We start from the raw sequence: 14,992 nt of genomic DNA, 5'->3' as shown, positions 1-14,992 counted from the left end.
GCAAAAGTGTTGAATGGGGAAATTGTTGGCGGAAACATCGGTATATTAAACCATCGCTGGCAAGTGGCTAGGCCAGCGGCACCTCATAGTACTCCAGCGCCCATTCCAGCATGAACCTCACCCGGTTGGGCACTACCTTATACACGATCAGCTGCGGATTATCAACGCTGCCCAGGTAGTGTTGCAACAGGCGGTTGCTGTTCCAGATGTCTTCCAACAGCGCTCTATCAGCGACCACCTCAGCCACGCCGGTAATCCGCACCTGGTTATGCTCTTCGTCGACATAACAAAGCTCCACTTTGGGGTTGGTGGCAATTTCCGCCGTCTTTCCGTAGCTTTTCAGGTTAGCCACATACACAGTAAAACCGTCTGTACGCACCGGCGACACGGGCCGCAATCTGGGCTGATCACTGTCGATGGTAGCCAGCACAGGGAATTTCACCTTTTTTACAAGCTCAGCAGCCAGCTGTGGTACTTTGGCGGGGTCAATCGGTTCGGGCGTAGGTTTCGGCATAACTTTGTTTTCTTAGTGAGCTAAAATTAAAGGTTTCCTTCGAAAAATGGCAGTATAAAAACCAACTCCCTTTGCTTAAATTACCTCTCCTGAATACTTTCGTTTATGCGGCTCCTTTACCTTTTCCTCGCCCTGGCGGCCATAGTGTTGATCTCCTTCTTCATTTGGGGAGACCCACTCATGGAGACTTTCTCCATGGAGGGCTCGGTCAGCTGGCTCAATCAGTACGGCAGCTGGGCCTGGCTCATGGGCATTGTGCTGCTGATGGGCGACTTGCTGCTGCCACTACCAGCCACGCTTGTCATGTCTGCCCTGGGCTATATTTATGGGCCGGTTGTGGGTGGGTTGATAAGTGCAGCCGGTTCGTTTATCACAGGTTCCTTCGGCTACTGGCTGTGCCGACTCATGGGTGAGAAGGCGGCCATCAAGCTGCTGGGTGAAAAGGACTACGAAAAGGGCAAAAAGCTTTCTGGTAAATTAGGCGGCTGGGTGGTGGTGCTCTCCCGCTGGCTGCCCGTGTTTCCGGAGGTAATCTCCTGCATGGCTGGCATGGTACGCATGAATGCCACTCACTTTCATCTTGCGCTGGCCGCCAGCGCCATTCCTATGGGATTTGTTTTTGCCTTTATTGGAAGTGCGGGAACGGAAAACCCAACCATTGCTGTGATACTGAGTGCGGGGCTGCCTCCGCTGATTTGGCTGGCCATCAGGCCGATTTTTAAGGCAAGGCTTACAACGTAAGCCCCGCCTTCGCACATGTAGCTATTAAAGTCGCTTTACGCTGGGTTTCAAATCGGTCAGGTCGGCAATCCTGATCTTCTTATTGCCTTGCTCTATGCTTTTTCGGGCAGCCACACCAATCAGCACCGCCATGGCTCCATCACGGCTACCAGCTGCATGACGCAATGGATCGGCCGCATTCGGATCTTTAAAAATTCTGTCCTGCAGTCGGCTGTCGCCGCCGCCATGGCCCGCTCTCACTCTCGGCACTTTGATCTGCTGATAGTCGGCAAAGTTCTTCATCACCATCATCTGGTCAAACTCCTCAGCTTCTTCCTTTTTGCCTTGCGTCATTTCCAGCTCATGGCGGTTGGCCTGGTCTACCTCGTCCTTGCCCTGCTGCCAGGGTATGTCCTCCCAACTATCCAGCCTTCCTTCCATGCCATTGAAGGCCACTCTCCAGCCTTCGTACGGTGAGTAGGTCGTCAACGAATAGTTCACCACCACTCCGTTAGCATACTTGATCTGCGCACTCATTTTATCATAAATATTGATATCGTCCTTCCATACGCAGCCGTCTCTCAGGTAGCCATCATATTTTTCATTGTCAGCGTACAGGCTCATCAGGTTTTTGCTCTTGGTCATGTCCCAGTAAAACTTGCAGTTGCCTTTGTGTGGGCACGGCCGGCAGTTGGTATGCTTGAATTCAGTATGGTTCTTACCGTAGTGCTCCAGCTCCCCAAATGCCACCACTTCAATCGGATCGGAGTCGATCCACCAGTTGAGCAGATCGAAATGGTGACTGGCCTTGTGCACCCAAAGGCTTCCGCTGTTCTCAACCAACCGGTGCCAGCGACGGAAGTAATCCGCTCCATGGTACACATTGAGGTACCAATGGAAGTCCACCGAGGTGAGTTTCCCTGCTACATTATCCGCCAGTTGCTGCTTGATGGCGGTGGCCAAAGTAGAATACCTGTAGTTAAAGCCCACAATCACCTTTTTGCCCGACTTGCGCTCAGCATCCAGTATCGCCTGGCATTTGACGTCGTCGGTCGTCATGGGCTTTTCTGTTAGCACGTTATAGCCTTTGTTCAGCGATTTGATAACAAACTCATGGTGCGTAGAATCCATGGTGGTAACAATCACCAGATCCGGCTTCGTTTTGTCAAGCATGTCGTCGAAGTTGTCGAACATCTTGGCGTTGGGCGCAAAGTCGTTTTTAGCCAACTCCATCCGCCCTTTGTTCACATCATGCAGGCCAACAAACTCAAGGTCGTCGCCGTAGCTGTTAACAACCCTCTTTCCCCAGAAGCCAATTCCCCTTGACCCTGTGCCTACCATTACTACTTTCCTTTTTGCCCGGCGGGCGAAAGCATTCATGGGATTCACCAACATGGAGCCGGCCACGGCCGCTCCGGTAGTAGCTACAAATGATCTTCTCTGCATATGTATTTAAATAGGTTTCAATCAAGATAACCATTTGTCCCGGGAATTCGAAGCATTTCTTGTCATTCTCCAAATGGCTGATGTGAGCGGCGGCTGCCCTGTTTTCAAATTTGATTATATTGAGTGATGAAAAAAATGCTCCTGACCTACCTTGCCGCTATCTGTTTCGCTTACAGTTGCCAACAACCCGAAACGTCTTCCGCACCTTACGAAGCAGCCATTGCCGAAAGCAGCCGAATGATAGATTCGCTGATGACCGCTGAGAAAGTGCCGGGCATCGACGTAGCCGTTGCCATCAATGGCGAGATTGTATGGTCACAAGGTTTTGGCTATGCCGATCTTGAGAACGAAGTCCCTGTCAAAGCAGGTTACACGCTTTTCAGGATAGGTAGTGTTTCAAAGCCGATAGCTGCATCTGCTGTTGCGTGGCTGATGGATGAAGGTAAACTCGACCTCACACAACCTGTGCAAACCTACGTACCCAATTTCCCAGCAAAGAAGTATCCCGTAACCGTGAAACAGGTGGGCGGCCATATTGCAGGCATCAGGCACTACAGGGGAAATGAAATGCTAAGCAGCAGCTATTACCCCACGGTTGCGGAGGGACTCGATATTTTCAAAGACGATACGTTATTGTTTGAGCCCGGCACACGGTATTCGTATTCGAGCTATGGCTTCAACCTCCTGAGTGCCGTGGTAGAAGGTGCCAGCGGGGAAGATTTTCTTCCTTTTGTGCAAAAGAATGTGTTTGACGCCCTGCACATGGGCCGTACCACACCAGATGTCAACCACGAGATTATCCAGGGGCGCACCTCTTTCTACGACCTCGACAGCCTGGGAAGCATCGTGAACGCAACTTATGTTGATAACAGCTACAAATGGGCTGGCGGCGGATTTATTTCCTGCACCACCGACCTGATAAAATTTGGTGAAGCCTACAGAACAGGAACTTTCCTGAGCGATAGCAGTCGTTCCATTTTGCTCACCTCTCAAGTGCTGGCAGACGGCAACCCAACTGGTTACGGGGTTGGTTGGGGTGTTTGGGAAAAGAACGGCAGAAAGGGCTTCGGCCACACCGGCGGCTCTGTGGGAGGCATTACTGATTTTCGGGTCTACCCCAAAGAAGGCTTGATTCTCGTGCTTTTATCAAACTCCTCTGTTACAAAGTATGGAAATGTGAGTGACCGGATCGTCGAGCTTTTTCTCGCCGGTGACAAATAATGAAGCGATATTGAAGGCTGTAAAAGAAGAAAAGCCTCCTGAAGATCAAGAGGCTTTCTTTACTGTTAAACAGGTGTATGAATAAATTTGTGTTATGTAGAGGTATATACGGGAAACCACCTAGAGGTAACCACCCTTTTCGGAAATAATTTATTTTTTTTCATTTTATTTTAAAAGGCCATATTTAAGCATGATAAAGGTACTTTTTGTATGCCTGGGAAATATTTGCCGGTCACCGATGGCGGAAGCAATTTTTAACCGGCAGCTCAAAGAGCGGGGGCTGTCCGACCAGATAGCGTCCGATTCAGCGGGAACTTCACGCTACCACATCGGCGCCGATCCCGACCCACGTACCATCGACTGCGCCATTGGCAACAATACACCTATTGACCACAAGGCCCGGCAGATTCGGATTGAAGACTATCACGAGTTTGACTATATCCTTGCCATGGATCAAAACAACTACAGAGACATTGCGTCGGTTTTCAAAAAGGATCATCCTCACTTTCACTTGATGCGAGAGTTCGATGAGCGACGAGACAGCCTCGATGTGCCCGATCCCTACTTCGGAGGCATGGACGGCTTTCAGCAAGTGTACGACATGCTGTGGCGGGCAAGCGACAAATTAATAGACAGCATTGCCCGGGAAAAGAACCTCTAAATGTTTGACGAGCACTTCAAATCGTTTTTCGAAAAGGTCATTTTCCAAAGTACGGGTGTAGAAACAGAAGACATCGATTTTAGCTTTGTTGCCGGTGGCTGCATTAACAACACGGTAAAGCTAAACTGCAAGGCTGGCGTATTCTTTCTGAAATGGAACGAAAGCGCACCAGCAGGCATGTTTGAAGTGGAAGCCAGGGGGCTGAAGCTCCTGCAAGACACAGGAGCGGTGCGGGTGCCGGAAATAATCAACACGGGTACCATTGAAGGGAAAGATTATTTATTGCTTGAATTCCTGGAGTCAGGCAGGCGGGCTGCCAACCATGCGGAAACACTTGGAAGGGAACTGGCCGCTCTTCACCAAAACTCCTCCAGTTACTTTGGCCTCGATCACGACAACTACATTGGCCGCCTTCCACAAAAAAATGAATCCAAGCAATCGTGGGCCGATTTCTTTATTGAGTGTCGGCTAAAACCACAGGTGGGCCTGGCAGCCTATAACGGCCTTATTGCAAACGACACGGTGTTGCGATTTGAAGCCTTCCACGCTAAGCTGCCCACTCTTTTTCCTGAAGAGCCCCCTTCCCTGCTGCACGGCGACCTGTGGAGCGGAAACGTGCACGCAGGGCCCGACGGACATGCCTGGCTCATCGATCCTGCAGTTTATTTCGGACACCGGGAAATGGACCTGGCCTTTACCCAGCTGTTCGGAGGATTTGATGCCTCCTTCTATTCCGCCTACCACGAATCTTTCCCCCTGCAGCCTGGCTGGAAAGAGAGAACCGATCTCTGTAACCTCTACCCCCTGATGGTGCATGTCAACCTGTTTGGCACCTCCTATCTCCCAGCTGTTGAGCGAACACTTTCCAGGTATATTTAAAATATTTTCAGCGGTTTTCTTGCTGGTGCAATCGATTTAGATGTAGTTTTAAGCCTGTTTTAGACATTAACCCAAAGTTTAAGCGGATGGTAGACAAAAGCAAATTGGGCCAACCTGTTGGCACAACGCTTGATCGTTTTATTAAAAACAAACAAGACGAATTTTCTTTCGCTACCGGGGAATTATCCCAAATTCTGAGAGACATCGGGCTGGCAGGCAAAATCATCAATCGAGAGATTAGCCGTGCCGGCCTGGTGGATCTGGGAGGCTCAGTCGGTGAGCAGAACATCCAGGGTGAAAATCAACAAAAGCTTGATGTCATTGCCAATATCCGTTTCAAAAGAGCGCTGAGAAACGGCGGCGAGGTGTGCGCCATTGTTTCGGAAGAAGACGACGGCATCATCGACCTTAACAATCCTCATGGCCGGTACATCGTTGCCATCGACCCGCTTGATGGTTCTTCCAATATCGACGTCAATGTATCCATTGGTACTATTTTTTCAGTTTACCGAAGACTATCGCCGGTAGGTGGCCCCGCCCTGCGGGAGGATGTGCTGCAAAAAGGTGATGACCAGGTGGCGGCAGGCTATTTGCTCTACGGCTCTTCTACCATGCTGGTGTACAGCACAGGACACGGGGTCAATGGATTTACTTATGATCCGTCGCTGGGAGAGTTCTTTCTGTCGCACCCCAACATGAAAACTCCAACCACTGGCAATATTTACTCCATCAACGAAGGGTCGAGTCAGCTTTTCGATCCTGGTGTTCAGCAGTATATTCAGCACTGCAAGGAAAACCAACTCACAGCCCGGTATATTGGCTCGTTGGTCGGCGACTTTCACAGAAACATGCTGAAAGGCGGCATTTATATTTACCCGGCTACTTCGAAAGCGCCTAACGGAAAGCTGAGACTGCTTTACGAATGCAATGCACTAGCCTATATCATTGAGCAGGCAGGCGGAAAAGCCACAGACGGAAAAGGAAACAGAATTCTTGATTTACTACCCAACGAGCTTCACCAGAGAACACCCTTTTTTATCGGATCCAGCGAAATGATGGAAATGGCAGAGTCGTTCAGTCTGGCGACTGCCGATACTTCTCCCGTAGCTTAATTTTCTCCAGCTGCCGGTCTACAATGGCAGCTGTAAGATTACCCGCCACCTGTTCGGGTGCGCTCTCTTCCAGCAAGGATATGACTTTAGGTTCAGGCAAGTCGATCCGGTAGAGGATGTTCAGTAGCTGTTCAAAGGATTGATCAAGCATTCGGCGAACGACAGGAGTCAGCACTTCTATAAGCAGACTCCTGGCTTTGTCTTCATCATCAGCTGCGGTGTTCTCAACACTTTCAGGCACCTCGAAATGCTTGTTCAGCAACTCCAGAGCCCTGTTGGCAAGATCACGTTCGGCCATTACTTGTCTGCGGACTTCTTTTTGGCTGCGGGCTTGGCCTTGGTCTTTTCTTCCTTAGGTTGCTTTTCAGCGGCCTTGGCAGCAGGAGCTTTCTTTTCACCCGCTTCTTTAGGCGCTTTGGCTTTAGCAGGCTTTTCTTCCTTCACCTCTTCTTTGGGCTCGTCGAAAACCTCAGGGGCCACCTCCACCAAAATGCTGTACCAGTTCACCAGCTTCTTAATGTCGGACACGTATACCCTGTCGGCATCGTAAGTGGGCAACACATGCTTCAGAAATGACTTCAGCTCCTCGTTATCAGAGTTTTTGGTTAGACCAGTGTCGCCGGCAAATTCCTTGTGCACCTTGCGCATCACGTCCTCCAACGCCACCGTGCCTTCATTGTCGGTGGTGTAAATAGAAATCTCATGAAGGATAGACACTTTGGAGTTAGCGTTGACTATCAGCTTGGACTTCTTCTCATCTAACGATTCCAGTATGACGCCTGAGCGGGTAGGATTGAGAACTTTGTAAAGTCCGCCTTTGCCAGACACTGTTGCAATTTCTTTAAACTCCATATTTGTCAGTTTGTGGGCGCAATTTTAGATATTTTAATCTCACCATTCAACGCTTAATCACTTTTTTGCATAAAAAGCCCATTGGCTTCTTCTATATATCCGAGCAATTCTTCCTTTCCCCGCTTGTCTTCTGCGGAGGTTACGAACGATGGAGGAAGGAAAATCCAATACTTCTTCAATTCCCTCATAAAGGCCGCTACTGAAGATTGGGTGTGGTTTTTCGATTGTTTATCGGCTTTGGTGAACACAATTGATAGTGGTATTTCATTCTCCCCTGCCCAGTTGAGAAACTCCAGGTCAATTTTTTGCGGAGGCAGCCTCGAATCGATGAGCACAAACAGGTTGCACAGGTTCTTCCTTTCCAGCAAGTATTGCTGGTTCATGATCTCCCACTTGGCCTTTTCAGTTTTGCTTACTTTGGCCCAGCCATAGCCCGGCATGTCCATCAGCAGCCACGAATCGTTGATCAAGAATTGGTTGAGCAACTGTGTCTTTCCTGGCTTTGACGACGTTTTGGCCAATTTACTGTGGTTGGTCAGCATGTTGATCAGCGACGACTTGCCGACGTTGCTTCGCCCGATGAAAGCATACTCGGGCAGCTCGGATTCCGGGCAGGTATTAACGTTGGCATAGCTTGCCAGAAAAGTGGCTGTATCAATCCGCATTTTTTGAAATTTTGGCAAAGATACAAACCCTGCTGAGAACAAATTTTAAAAACGCAAGGTTTGCAGTATACTTGCGAAAAGTTTCGCACACCAGTTCCCTCATTCATTGGCCTTTTACTGGTTTTATTGACAATTATTTGCACTAGATGACCGTAGTACCCTACAAAGAAAAGGAAGGAAGCAAGAAAGCTCAGGTGGCTGAAATGTTCAACAACATTAGCCGCAGATACGATTTCCTTAATCACTTCCTCAGCCTTGGCATCGATATCGTTTGGAGAAAAAAAGCTGTTCGGGAGCTGAAAGAGATCAAGCCAAAGCAAATACTCGACATCGCTACGGGCACCGGCGATTTCGCTATTGAAGCCCTTTCATTGAAACCCGACAAAGTAATTGGTGTCGACATTTCGGAGGGCATGCTGGCCATGGGCAAGAAGAAAATCGCCCGCATGAAGCTGGAAGACAAAGTTGAACTTCAGATGGGTGATTCAGAAAAGTTGCTCTTCGATGACAATACCTTCGATGCGGTGATCGTTGCCTTTGGGGTAAGGAACTTCGAAAACCTGGAAAAAGGGCTGGCCGATATGTGGCGGGTGCTGAAACCAGGAGGAAAAGTGGTGGTGCTGGAATTTTCAAAACCCACCCGCTTTCCTATGAAGCAGCTTTATAGCTTTTATTTTAAGTACATATTGCCTATTATCGGCAGAATGATTTCCAAAGACCGGGCGGCATATACATACCTTCCCGAGTCGGTAAAAGCGTTTCCCGACGGGGCGCTGTTTACTAACATACTGGATCGGGTTGGGTTCAAAAAAACAATATGCAAACCACAAACCTTCGGCATTTGCTCCATTTATACCGGCATCAAGTAGCAATAATTATTTTGCTGCTTAGCCTTGCTTCGTCATCCGTAGCGCAGCACAGCACTGTCATCAACCTGCCCAACTACACTGAAAAGTTTCTTCACTATGGATTTGGAATGGGTCTGCACAGTTCCCGATATGCCATTCAATATTCCGATGCCTTTGCTGCCGATGACACGCTTCATTCGGTAGTTCCTCACAGCCTGGGCGGCTTCAAAATTGGCTTTATTTCCAACATGAGGGTGATGCAATACCTCGATTTCCGGTTTTTGATCACCGTTGGATTCTACGAAAACAAACTACTTTATCGGTCGGTGACAGGAAACACACTGGAGCAGCTGGTTGACGCCACCACGGTGGAGTTGCCTATGCTGCTGAAATACCGATCAGTGAGGCGTGATAATATTGGCATGTACCTGATAGGCGGCATCACTCCTACCATTGAGGCCCGTGGAAAAGACGACAAAGCAGACGCCAGCGAGCGTTTGCTCACCAAAAGCACTTCTGTAGCCCTGGAAGCCGGTGTTGGCTTCGACCTCTACTACCCGCTGTTCAAGTTCGCCCCGGAAATTCGCTACTCCTGGGGAATCTCCAATATCCTGACTAACGACGTCAACAAGTACAACGATCCGCTAAAGCGGGTTTCACCTCACAATCTGACTCTTTACATCACCTTCGAAGGTGGCCCATCTTAATTTGCCCCGATGACCACTCTCAACTTTCAGCGACTATTTGTCCACTGATTGTGGCAGGCTATGTGCCATTTGGTTGAAGTTTAGGTCTCTATATCTTTAATTGCCGCTGTTTACTCACAAAAGCATGCTAGCTCTATGAAAAAAATTGCCCTTATCACCGGCGCCACTTCAGGCATAGGAAAATCTACTGCTCATTACCTTGCTGACCAGTTTTATCTGATCATTTGCGGAAGGCGAAGAGACAAGCTGGAGGAGCTGGCGCACAACCTGCGAACCGAAACTGATGTGCACGTACTGAGCTTCGATGTAAGAGATCAGCGGGCCGTGAACCAGGCTATTGAGTCGCTGCCATCGAACTGGAGAGATATCGATGTGCTTATCAATAATGCCGGCAATGCGCATGGCATGGATGTTATTCATGAGGGCAGCACGAAGGACTGGGACGACATGATTGACATTAATGTGAAGGGGTTGCTTTATGTAAGCAAGGCCATCATCCCTGGTATGGTAGAAAAAAAGTCGGGTTTTATTGTAAACATTGGGTCAATTGCCGGGAAAGAGGTGTATCCAAAAGGCAATGTGTATTGCGCCAGCAAGCATGCCGTAGATGCCATCACCAACGGAATGCGACTGGATCTGAACCCTTACGGCATTCGAGTAACAGGCATTCACCCCGGCCTGGTGGAAACCGAGTTTTCGCTAGTTCGCTTCAAAGGCGACGAAGAAAAAGCCAAACAGGTTTACAAGGGAATGAAACCTCTGACAGGCGATGACGTGGCGGATGTTATCAAGTATGTGGTTACCAGGCCTCCTCATGTGCTGCTAAGCGACATCGTCCTATTCCCGACCGCCCAGGCAAGCGCCACCATGGTGCACAGAGAACCTTGATCAAATTTCGGACTCAAAAGGAAACGGCATCAAATCACTGGCTTTTTCGAGCACCAGCACTTCATCGTTGGGGTAAAGCAATAGCAGCCTGAACGGACGGTGTTGCTTATGCTGCATTTCCATCATCACCTGTCGGCAGCCTCCACACGGGTGAGCTGGTTCCGCCACCTCCGACTTTGCCGGAAAAGCGACAACGGTCAGCATTTCAATAGGCGTATCTGGGTAATTGGAGGAAGCGTGATACAGGCAAACCCTCTCAGCGCAAAGCCCTGCAGGGAAGGAACGGTTTTCCTGATTGGAACCGACGACCACTGTGCCGTCAGCCAGCAATGCCGCCGCCCCCACCTGAAAGTTGGAATAAGGGGCGTGTGCAGTAAAGCGTGCCTGCAAGGCGCTTTCCATTAGCGCTGCCTCTTCTTTGCTGAGCTCCTTTAATGACACGATTGTATAATCGATTTCTACTTTGCCCGTTCTTCTCATGTATACATATTCGATGGACAGCATTATACTGATTTATTGTTGAAAAAGTTTTAAAGCCTCCACCAAATCGGCTAATTTTCGAGCGATTTAACCCAAAAATATACATGACGAAGCGCATACTGTTAGTCGGAGCCGGAAGATCTTCCTTCTCTTTAATCAACTATCTCATTAGCCTCTTAAAAGAGAACAACTGGCAGCTTTGCATTGGCGATCTTGATGTAGGCTTCTTAAGTGAAAAGTTTGGTTCGGCTGAAAACGTACAGGTAATTTCTTTTGATATTTTTAACCAGGAGCAAAAAACCAAAGAAATAACGCAATCCGACCTGGTCATTTCTATGCTTCCAGCCAAGTTCCATATCCACGTGGCTGAAGTGTGTGCAGAGCATGGCATCAACATGATTACGGCGTCGTACGTCTCCGACGACGTCAAAGCGCTTGATGAAAAATTCAAAGCCAAAGGAGCTATTTGCGTCATGGAAATGGGCCTCGACCCTGGCCTCGATCATATGTCGGCCATGAAGGTGCTTGACCGGATCAAAGACAAAGGCTACAAGCTCCATGCGTTCGAAACCTTCACCGGAGGCCTGCTGGCACCTTCCACGGAGGACAACCCATGGCAGTACAAATTTACATGGAACCCCCGCAACGTGGTGCTGGCAGGGCAGGGCATTGTGAAGTTTATTCAGGAGGGGCGATTTAAGTATATTCCCTATCACAAGGTGTTCAGGCGCACAGAAGTCATCCACATACCCGGGCATGGCTATTTTGAAGGATACGCCAACAGGGATTCACTGAAGTACGTCGATTCGTATGAGCTTCAGGACATCCAAACACTTTACAGGGGCACCCTGCGCAGGCCCGGGTTCTGCAAGGCCTGGGACATTTTCATTCAACTCGGAGCCACCGACGACTCCTTTAAAATGGAGAGAGTCGACGAAATGACACACCGGCAGTTCATCAATTCCTTCCTGTATTTCAACCCTCACGACTCTGTCGAGTTAAAACTGGCCCATTACTTGAATATTGATATGGAGTCGGAAGAAATGTACAAGCTGAAGTGGCTGGGTCTGTTTGAGGATGAATTGGTTGGGCTGAAGGAAGGCACTCCGGCACAAATTCTGGAGCATATTCTCAAGAAAAAGTGGACGCCCCGCAAAGACGAAAAGGACATGATCGTGATGTGGCACAAGTTTGATTTTATGGAAGGCGACCAGGCCAGAGAAATCCAGTCGTACATGGTGGTAATGGGCGACAATGCCAACGATACGGCCATGGCCAAAACAGTGGGGCTACCTCTGGGCATTGGTGCCAAAATGATTTTGAATGGGGAGTTCAAACTGAGTGGTGTGCAAATACCCACGAAGAGAGAAATTTATAAGCCTGTGCTGAAGGAGCTGGAAGCCATGGGATTTGAATTCAGTGAAAGGGAAATAGACTTGATGGAAACAGCCAAAGGATAGGAACCGTCATAAATTCAGGTAATACGGTGCCAGCAGCTTTTTAAAGGCTGCGGTATAGGCATTTGAGTCATCTCGTATTACCAGTTCACTTTGTGTTGTCTTGGCTTCAGTTTTCGCATAGCAGGTGATCATTCTGAATATCGAGCCTCCTTCCTTGTTTCTGATGATGTGGTTTTCTAACGGATGCAGCCCTTGTAGTTTGGCCGTTTGGGCAAACAGTCCTGCCTCGTAGGCGGGATAGATCACATAAAACCTTCCCTCCGGCATTAGCAGCTTACCGACAACAGCAGCCAGGTCCTTCATTGAAAGGCTATAAGTATGCATCGCCAGCTTTCTTCTGACGTCATCGGATGGCACGTAGTTGGTATAAAAAGGTGGATTGGAAACAATCATGTCGAAACACTCGGGAGCTTCTTCAGCAAAAACCTGAATGGTAGTGTTGACGATATTCACTCTTTCCCTCCATGGACTGCTTTCCACATTTCGAAGCGCCTGTGCAGCTGCCTCCCCGTCAGCTTCAACCGACGTTATTTTTCCATTCGTTCGTTGAGCGATCATTAAAGCCAGCAGCCCCGTGCCGGAGCCAATATCCAGAACACTGGCATCGCCACCACAGGTGGCAATAGCTCCTAACAGGCAGCCCTCAGTGCTCACCTTCATGGCCGCACCATCCTGATTGATCCTGAATTGCTTGAATTGAAAGAAGTTATTTCCCATACGATATCCCTGTCAACACCTCACACCTTCCGTGATACACTCATTTGCAGCTGGTAAAATCACTGTTTGAAAGGCTAAAAAAGATTTTCACTGCTAAAAATACCTAAAAATAGGTATAGAACTCCGTGTTATTCTTGGGTACTTCGATGCGTACAAAAATGACAGCAGAAATCCTGTTCGGAAGCGATACCTGGAAAAAGTAAAGCAGCCGAAAAATGACCTGAGCAATCATTGGGGTTTCTGAAAATGTCGAACTACTAACTTCTAACCCCCGTGAGGCCATGCAACCTGAAATCAACAATGATAAACCAATTGCGGATGATCTTAAAAGCTCATCTGTAATAGGGCTGATTACCAATTACAAAAGAAAAGGAATGTTTGAAGCTCGTTTGGTAGAAAAAGACGACGATGATAAAAAATATATCTATTTGAAAGTGGGCCACGAAGACTTCTATATTGATCTGGACGAGAACGACATCCTAAGTGATATGTTCTCAGAGCATGAAATGGCCTCGCTTATCGAGGAACTGATCATTGAAAATTTAAGACTGGAAAGCAACCTGAGGGCTGCATCACAATGGCTCACAACTGATGAGTCGACTATTTTGGAGCTATCGGCCAAAGGATACAACGCACAGCAATTGTGCTCAAAAACAGGCCTTCCATTGGACACTATCGAAACACTGAAGGCAGAGCTAAGCTTAAAATTGAACAAGAGCAGCTTCGAGGAGGCCCTGGAATTTATCAGAATCAAGAAACTTTAGTAGTCGTAAGTTTAAGTAGTAGAATCCTCGAATCCTTGGTCAACTAGCAAGTGCGGAGCTTCAGCGCTTTGCACTGCTAGCTGATCACACCTCTCATTCTCTACGTTACCTGCATGGCCCTTCACCCAGTGAAACTTCACTTTATGAGGTGATGAAGCTTTTAAATACTCCTCCCAAAGATCCTGATTCTTCTTTCCCTTAAACCCTTTTTTCACCCAGCCTGCCAGCCAGCCTTTTTCCACTGAATTCACCACATACTGTGAGTCGGAATATACATCCACCTGCACGCCCGGCCTTTTGAGTGCCTGTAGTCCTCTGATGACAGCCAGCAGCTCCATTCTGTTGTTCGTAGTCAGCCTGTATCCTTGACTTAGCTCCTTCCTGAGCTCTTTGTGCAGCAACACTGTGCCATATCCACCAGGGCCGGGATTGCCTTTTGCTGCGCCGTCGGTGTACATAATTACCTTCATGTCAGCAGATTGGTTTTAATCAGTTTGATGGCTATCGAAAGCAAGATGATCCCAAATACCTTCCGAAGGATGTTGAGCCCAGCCTTGCCCAGTTTACGTTCGAGCCAGTTGGTAGTTTTTAACACCAGATAAACGAACAGCAGGTTGACCACGATGCCCACCAGAATATTCGGTAGCGAGTACTCGGCCCTGAGGGAAAGCAGGGTTGTCATGGTGCCGGCACCAGCAATGAGTGGGAAAGCAATGGGCACAATGGAGCTGGATGTAGCTCCTCCCTCTATTTGCTCGTGTTTAAAGAACTCTACCCCAAGAATCATTTCCAAACCAATGATGAAAATCACCAGCGCTCCGGCAATAGCAAATGAGCTGATATCAACACCAAAAAGGCCAAGAATTTTCTCTCCCAGAAAGAGAAAAACGATCATCAAAACTCCTGAAGCCAACGTAGCTTTTTCTGACTGTATATGGCCCACCTTCTGCCTGAGCGACACAATGATGGGAATGCTACCAAGGATATCGATAACAGAAAAGAGGATAAGAGAAACAGAAAGAATTTCTTTGAAGCTGAACATTTTCCTTATGAAAAAT

General features: G+C 48.4%; 19 protein-coding genes. 10 read left to right on the top strand and 9 right to left on the bottom strand.

Annotation, left to right across the window (positions count from 1 at the left end):
- Positions 1 to 67: 67 nt before the first annotated feature.
- Positions 68 to 514, bottom strand: a complete 447-nt coding sequence (locus RIG68_RS14520) for a pyridoxamine 5'-phosphate oxidase family protein (RefSeq protein WP_350123529.1) — start codon at positions 512 to 514, stop codon at positions 68 to 70.
- Positions 515 to 619: 105 nt separating this feature from the next.
- Here RIG68_RS14520 and RIG68_RS14515 point away from each other — a divergent pair, with 105 nt between their 5' ends.
- Positions 620 to 1,255: a TVP38/TMEM64 family protein gene (locus RIG68_RS14515; protein WP_350123527.1), complete on the top strand. Its 636-nt coding sequence runs from the start codon at positions 620 to 622 to the stop codon at positions 1,253 to 1,255.
- Positions 1,256 to 1,279: 24 nt separating this feature from the next.
- On the opposite strand, the gene RIG68_RS14510 is transcribed toward RIG68_RS14515, so the two are convergent.
- On the bottom strand, positions 1,280 to 2,680 hold the full coding sequence (locus RIG68_RS14510; RefSeq protein ID WP_350123524.1) for a Gfo/Idh/MocA family oxidoreductase: 1,401 nt from the start codon (positions 2,678 to 2,680) through the stop codon (positions 1,280 to 1,282).
- Positions 2,681 to 2,806: 126 nt separating this feature from the next.
- On the opposite strand from RIG68_RS14510, the gene RIG68_RS14505 reads away from it, so the two are divergent.
- The 4 genes from RIG68_RS14505 (at position 2,807) to fbp (ending at position 6,553) form a co-directional block, all read left to right on the top strand.
- Complete coding sequence (locus tag RIG68_RS14505; RefSeq protein WP_350123521.1) at positions 2,807 to 3,901, top strand: serine hydrolase domain-containing protein; 1,095 nt, start codon at positions 2,807 to 2,809, stop codon at positions 3,899 to 3,901.
- Positions 3,902 to 4,091: 190 nt separating this feature from the next.
- Positions 4,092 to 4,562, top strand: a complete 471-nt coding sequence (locus RIG68_RS14500; protein ID WP_350123519.1) for a low molecular weight protein-tyrosine-phosphatase — start codon at positions 4,092 to 4,094, stop codon at positions 4,560 to 4,562.
- Positions 4,563 to 5,441, top strand: coding sequence for a fructosamine kinase family protein (locus tag RIG68_RS14495; RefSeq protein WP_350123516.1), 879 nt, complete (start codon positions 4,563 to 4,565; stop codon positions 5,439 to 5,441).
- Positions 5,442 to 5,527: 86 nt separating this feature from the next.
- On the top strand, positions 5,528 to 6,553 hold the full coding sequence (fbp, locus tag RIG68_RS14490; protein WP_350123513.1) for a class 1 fructose-bisphosphatase: 1,026 nt from the start codon (positions 5,528 to 5,530) through the stop codon (positions 6,551 to 6,553).
- Here fbp and RIG68_RS14485 read toward each other — a convergent pair.
- Genes RIG68_RS14485 through yihA form a run of 3 tightly spaced genes read right to left on the bottom strand, consistent with a single transcriptional unit; the run spans position 6,516 to position 8,070 of the window.
- Positions 6,516 to 6,851 carry a hypothetical protein gene (locus tag RIG68_RS14485; RefSeq protein ID WP_350123510.1) on the bottom strand — a complete coding sequence of 112 codons (336 nt, stop codon included), beginning with the start codon at positions 6,849 to 6,851 and terminating at the stop codon, positions 6,516 to 6,518. The two genes, fbp and RIG68_RS14485, sit on opposite strands and share 38 nt — an antisense overlap.
- Positions 6,851 to 7,405, bottom strand: a complete 555-nt coding sequence (locus tag RIG68_RS14480; protein WP_350123507.1) for a DUF5606 family protein — start codon at positions 7,403 to 7,405, stop codon at positions 6,851 to 6,853. Before RIG68_RS14480 ends, RIG68_RS14485 begins: the two co-directional genes overlap by 1 nt.
- A 53-nt stretch (positions 7,406 to 7,458) precedes the next feature.
- Positions 7,459 to 8,070 carry a ribosome biogenesis GTP-binding protein YihA/YsxC gene (yihA, locus tag RIG68_RS14475; protein ID WP_350078953.1) on the bottom strand — a complete coding sequence of 204 codons (612 nt, stop codon included), beginning with the start codon at positions 8,068 to 8,070 and terminating at the stop codon, positions 7,459 to 7,461.
- Between the two features lie 146 nt (positions 8,071 to 8,216).
- Between yihA and ubiE the strand changes: the two genes are divergently transcribed.
- The 3 genes from ubiE to RIG68_RS14460 all read left to right on the top strand — a co-directional run bounded on the left by ubiE (position 8,217) and on the right by RIG68_RS14460 (position 10,513).
- On the top strand, positions 8,217 to 8,939 hold the full coding sequence (gene ubiE, locus RIG68_RS14470; protein WP_350123502.1) for a bifunctional demethylmenaquinone methyltransferase/2-methoxy-6-polyprenyl-1,4-benzoquinol methylase UbiE: 723 nt from the start codon (positions 8,217 to 8,219) through the stop codon (positions 8,937 to 8,939).
- On the top strand, positions 8,888 to 9,625 hold the full coding sequence (porT, locus tag RIG68_RS14465; RefSeq protein WP_350123499.1) for a type IX secretion/gliding motility protein PorT/SprT: 738 nt from the start codon (positions 8,888 to 8,890) through the stop codon (positions 9,623 to 9,625). The genes ubiE and porT overlap by 52 nt, the downstream gene beginning before the upstream one ends.
- 135 nt (positions 9,626 to 9,760) lie before the next feature.
- Positions 9,761 to 10,513, top strand: a complete 753-nt coding sequence (locus RIG68_RS14460; RefSeq protein ID WP_350123496.1) for an SDR family NAD(P)-dependent oxidoreductase — start codon at positions 9,761 to 9,763, stop codon at positions 10,511 to 10,513.
- Here RIG68_RS14460 and RIG68_RS14455 read toward each other — a convergent pair whose 3' ends face one another.
- Positions 10,514 to 11,017, bottom strand: a complete 504-nt coding sequence (locus RIG68_RS14455; protein ID WP_350123493.1) for a cytidine deaminase — start codon at positions 11,015 to 11,017, stop codon at positions 10,514 to 10,516.
- Positions 11,018 to 11,097: 80 nt separating this feature from the next.
- Between RIG68_RS14455 and RIG68_RS14450 the strand changes: the two genes are divergently transcribed.
- Positions 11,098 to 12,453, top strand: coding sequence for a saccharopine dehydrogenase family protein (locus RIG68_RS14450; RefSeq protein ID WP_350123490.1), 1,356 nt, complete (start codon positions 11,098 to 11,100; stop codon positions 12,451 to 12,453).
- 6 nt (positions 12,454 to 12,459) lie between these two features.
- Here RIG68_RS14450 and RIG68_RS14445 read toward each other — a convergent pair whose 3' ends face one another.
- On the bottom strand, positions 12,460 to 13,170 hold the full coding sequence (locus RIG68_RS14445; protein WP_350123487.1) for a tRNA1(Val) (adenine(37)-N6)-methyltransferase: 711 nt from the start codon (positions 13,168 to 13,170) through the stop codon (positions 12,460 to 12,462).
- A 281-nt stretch (positions 13,171 to 13,451) separates the two neighbouring features.
- Here RIG68_RS14445 and RIG68_RS14440 point away from each other — a divergent pair, with 281 nt between their 5' ends.
- Positions 13,452 to 13,934: a hypothetical protein gene (locus tag RIG68_RS14440; protein WP_350123484.1), complete on the top strand. Its 483-nt coding sequence runs from the start codon at positions 13,452 to 13,454 to the stop codon at positions 13,932 to 13,934.
- 11 nt (positions 13,935 to 13,945) lie between these two features.
- Here RIG68_RS14440 and rnhA read toward each other — a convergent pair whose 3' ends face one another.
- Positions 13,946 to 14,404, bottom strand: a complete 459-nt coding sequence (rnhA, locus tag RIG68_RS14435) for a ribonuclease HI (RefSeq protein WP_350123481.1) — start codon at positions 14,402 to 14,404, stop codon at positions 13,946 to 13,948.
- Entirely contained in the window at positions 14,401 to 14,976 is a 576-nt protein-coding gene (locus tag RIG68_RS14430) for a MarC family protein (protein ID WP_317490794.1), read from the bottom strand. The genes rnhA and RIG68_RS14430 overlap by 4 nt, the downstream gene beginning before the upstream one ends.
- Between the last annotated feature and the right edge of the window lie 16 nt (positions 14,977 to 14,992).

The sequence above is a fragment of the Imperialibacter sp. genome, from assembly GCF_040222385.1.
Lineage (GTDB): Bacteria > Bacteroidota > Bacteroidia > Cytophagales > Cyclobacteriaceae > Imperialibacter.
The sequence above is the reverse complement of the archived record's forward strand: the minus strand, read 5'-3'. Positions and strand labels throughout refer to the sequence as shown.

Coding starts and splice junctions, on each gene's coding strand:
- RIG68_RS14515 (WP_350123527.1), top strand. CDS start 620: ATGCGGCTCCTTTACCTTTTCCTCGCCCTGGCGGCCATAGTGTTGATC.
- RIG68_RS14480 (WP_350123507.1), bottom strand. CDS start 7,405: ATGGAGTTTAAAGAAATTGCAACAGTGTCTGGCAAAGGCGGACTTTAC.
- RIG68_RS14510 (WP_350123524.1), bottom strand. CDS start 2,680: ATGCAGAGAAGATCATTTGTAGCTACTACCGGAGCGGCCGTGGCCGGC.
- rnhA (WP_350123481.1), bottom strand. CDS start 14,404: ATGAAGGTAATTATGTACACCGACGGCGCAGCAAAAGGCAATCCCGGC.
- RIG68_RS14440 (WP_350123484.1), top strand. CDS start 13,452: ATGCAACCTGAAATCAACAATGATAAACCAATTGCGGATGATCTTAAA.
- RIG68_RS14495 (WP_350123516.1), top strand. CDS start 4,563: ATGTTTGACGAGCACTTCAAATCGTTTTTCGAAAAGGTCATTTTCCAA.
- RIG68_RS14455 (WP_350123493.1), bottom strand. CDS start 11,017: ATGCTGTCCATCGAATATGTATACATGAGAAGAACGGGCAAAGTAGAA.
- RIG68_RS14500 (WP_350123519.1), top strand. CDS start 4,092: ATGATAAAGGTACTTTTTGTATGCCTGGGAAATATTTGCCGGTCACCG.
- RIG68_RS14445 (WP_350123487.1), bottom strand. CDS start 13,170: ATGGGAAATAACTTCTTTCAATTCAAGCAATTCAGGATCAATCAGGAT.
- RIG68_RS14485 (WP_350123510.1), bottom strand. CDS start 6,851: ATGGCCGAACGTGATCTTGCCAACAGGGCTCTGGAGTTGCTGAACAAG.
- fbp (WP_350123513.1), top strand. CDS start 5,528: ATGGTAGACAAAAGCAAATTGGGCCAACCTGTTGGCACAACGCTTGAT.
- RIG68_RS14430 (WP_317490794.1), bottom strand. CDS start 14,976: ATGTTCAGCTTCAAAGAAATTCTTTCTGTTTCTCTTATCCTCTTTTCT.
- RIG68_RS14450 (WP_350123490.1), top strand. CDS start 11,098: ATGACGAAGCGCATACTGTTAGTCGGAGCCGGAAGATCTTCCTTCTCT.
- porT (WP_350123499.1), top strand. CDS start 8,888: ATGCAAACCACAAACCTTCGGCATTTGCTCCATTTATACCGGCATCAA.
- RIG68_RS14460 (WP_350123496.1), top strand. CDS start 9,761: ATGAAAAAAATTGCCCTTATCACCGGCGCCACTTCAGGCATAGGAAAA.
- ubiE (WP_350123502.1), top strand. CDS start 8,217: ATGACCGTAGTACCCTACAAAGAAAAGGAAGGAAGCAAGAAAGCTCAG.
- RIG68_RS14505 (WP_350123521.1), top strand. CDS start 2,807: ATGAAAAAAATGCTCCTGACCTACCTTGCCGCTATCTGTTTCGCTTAC.
- yihA (WP_350078953.1), bottom strand. CDS start 8,070: ATGCGGATTGATACAGCCACTTTTCTGGCAAGCTATGCCAACGTTAAT.
- RIG68_RS14520 (WP_350123529.1), bottom strand. CDS start 514: ATGCCGAAACCTACGCCCGAACCGATTGACCCCGCCAAAGTACCACAG.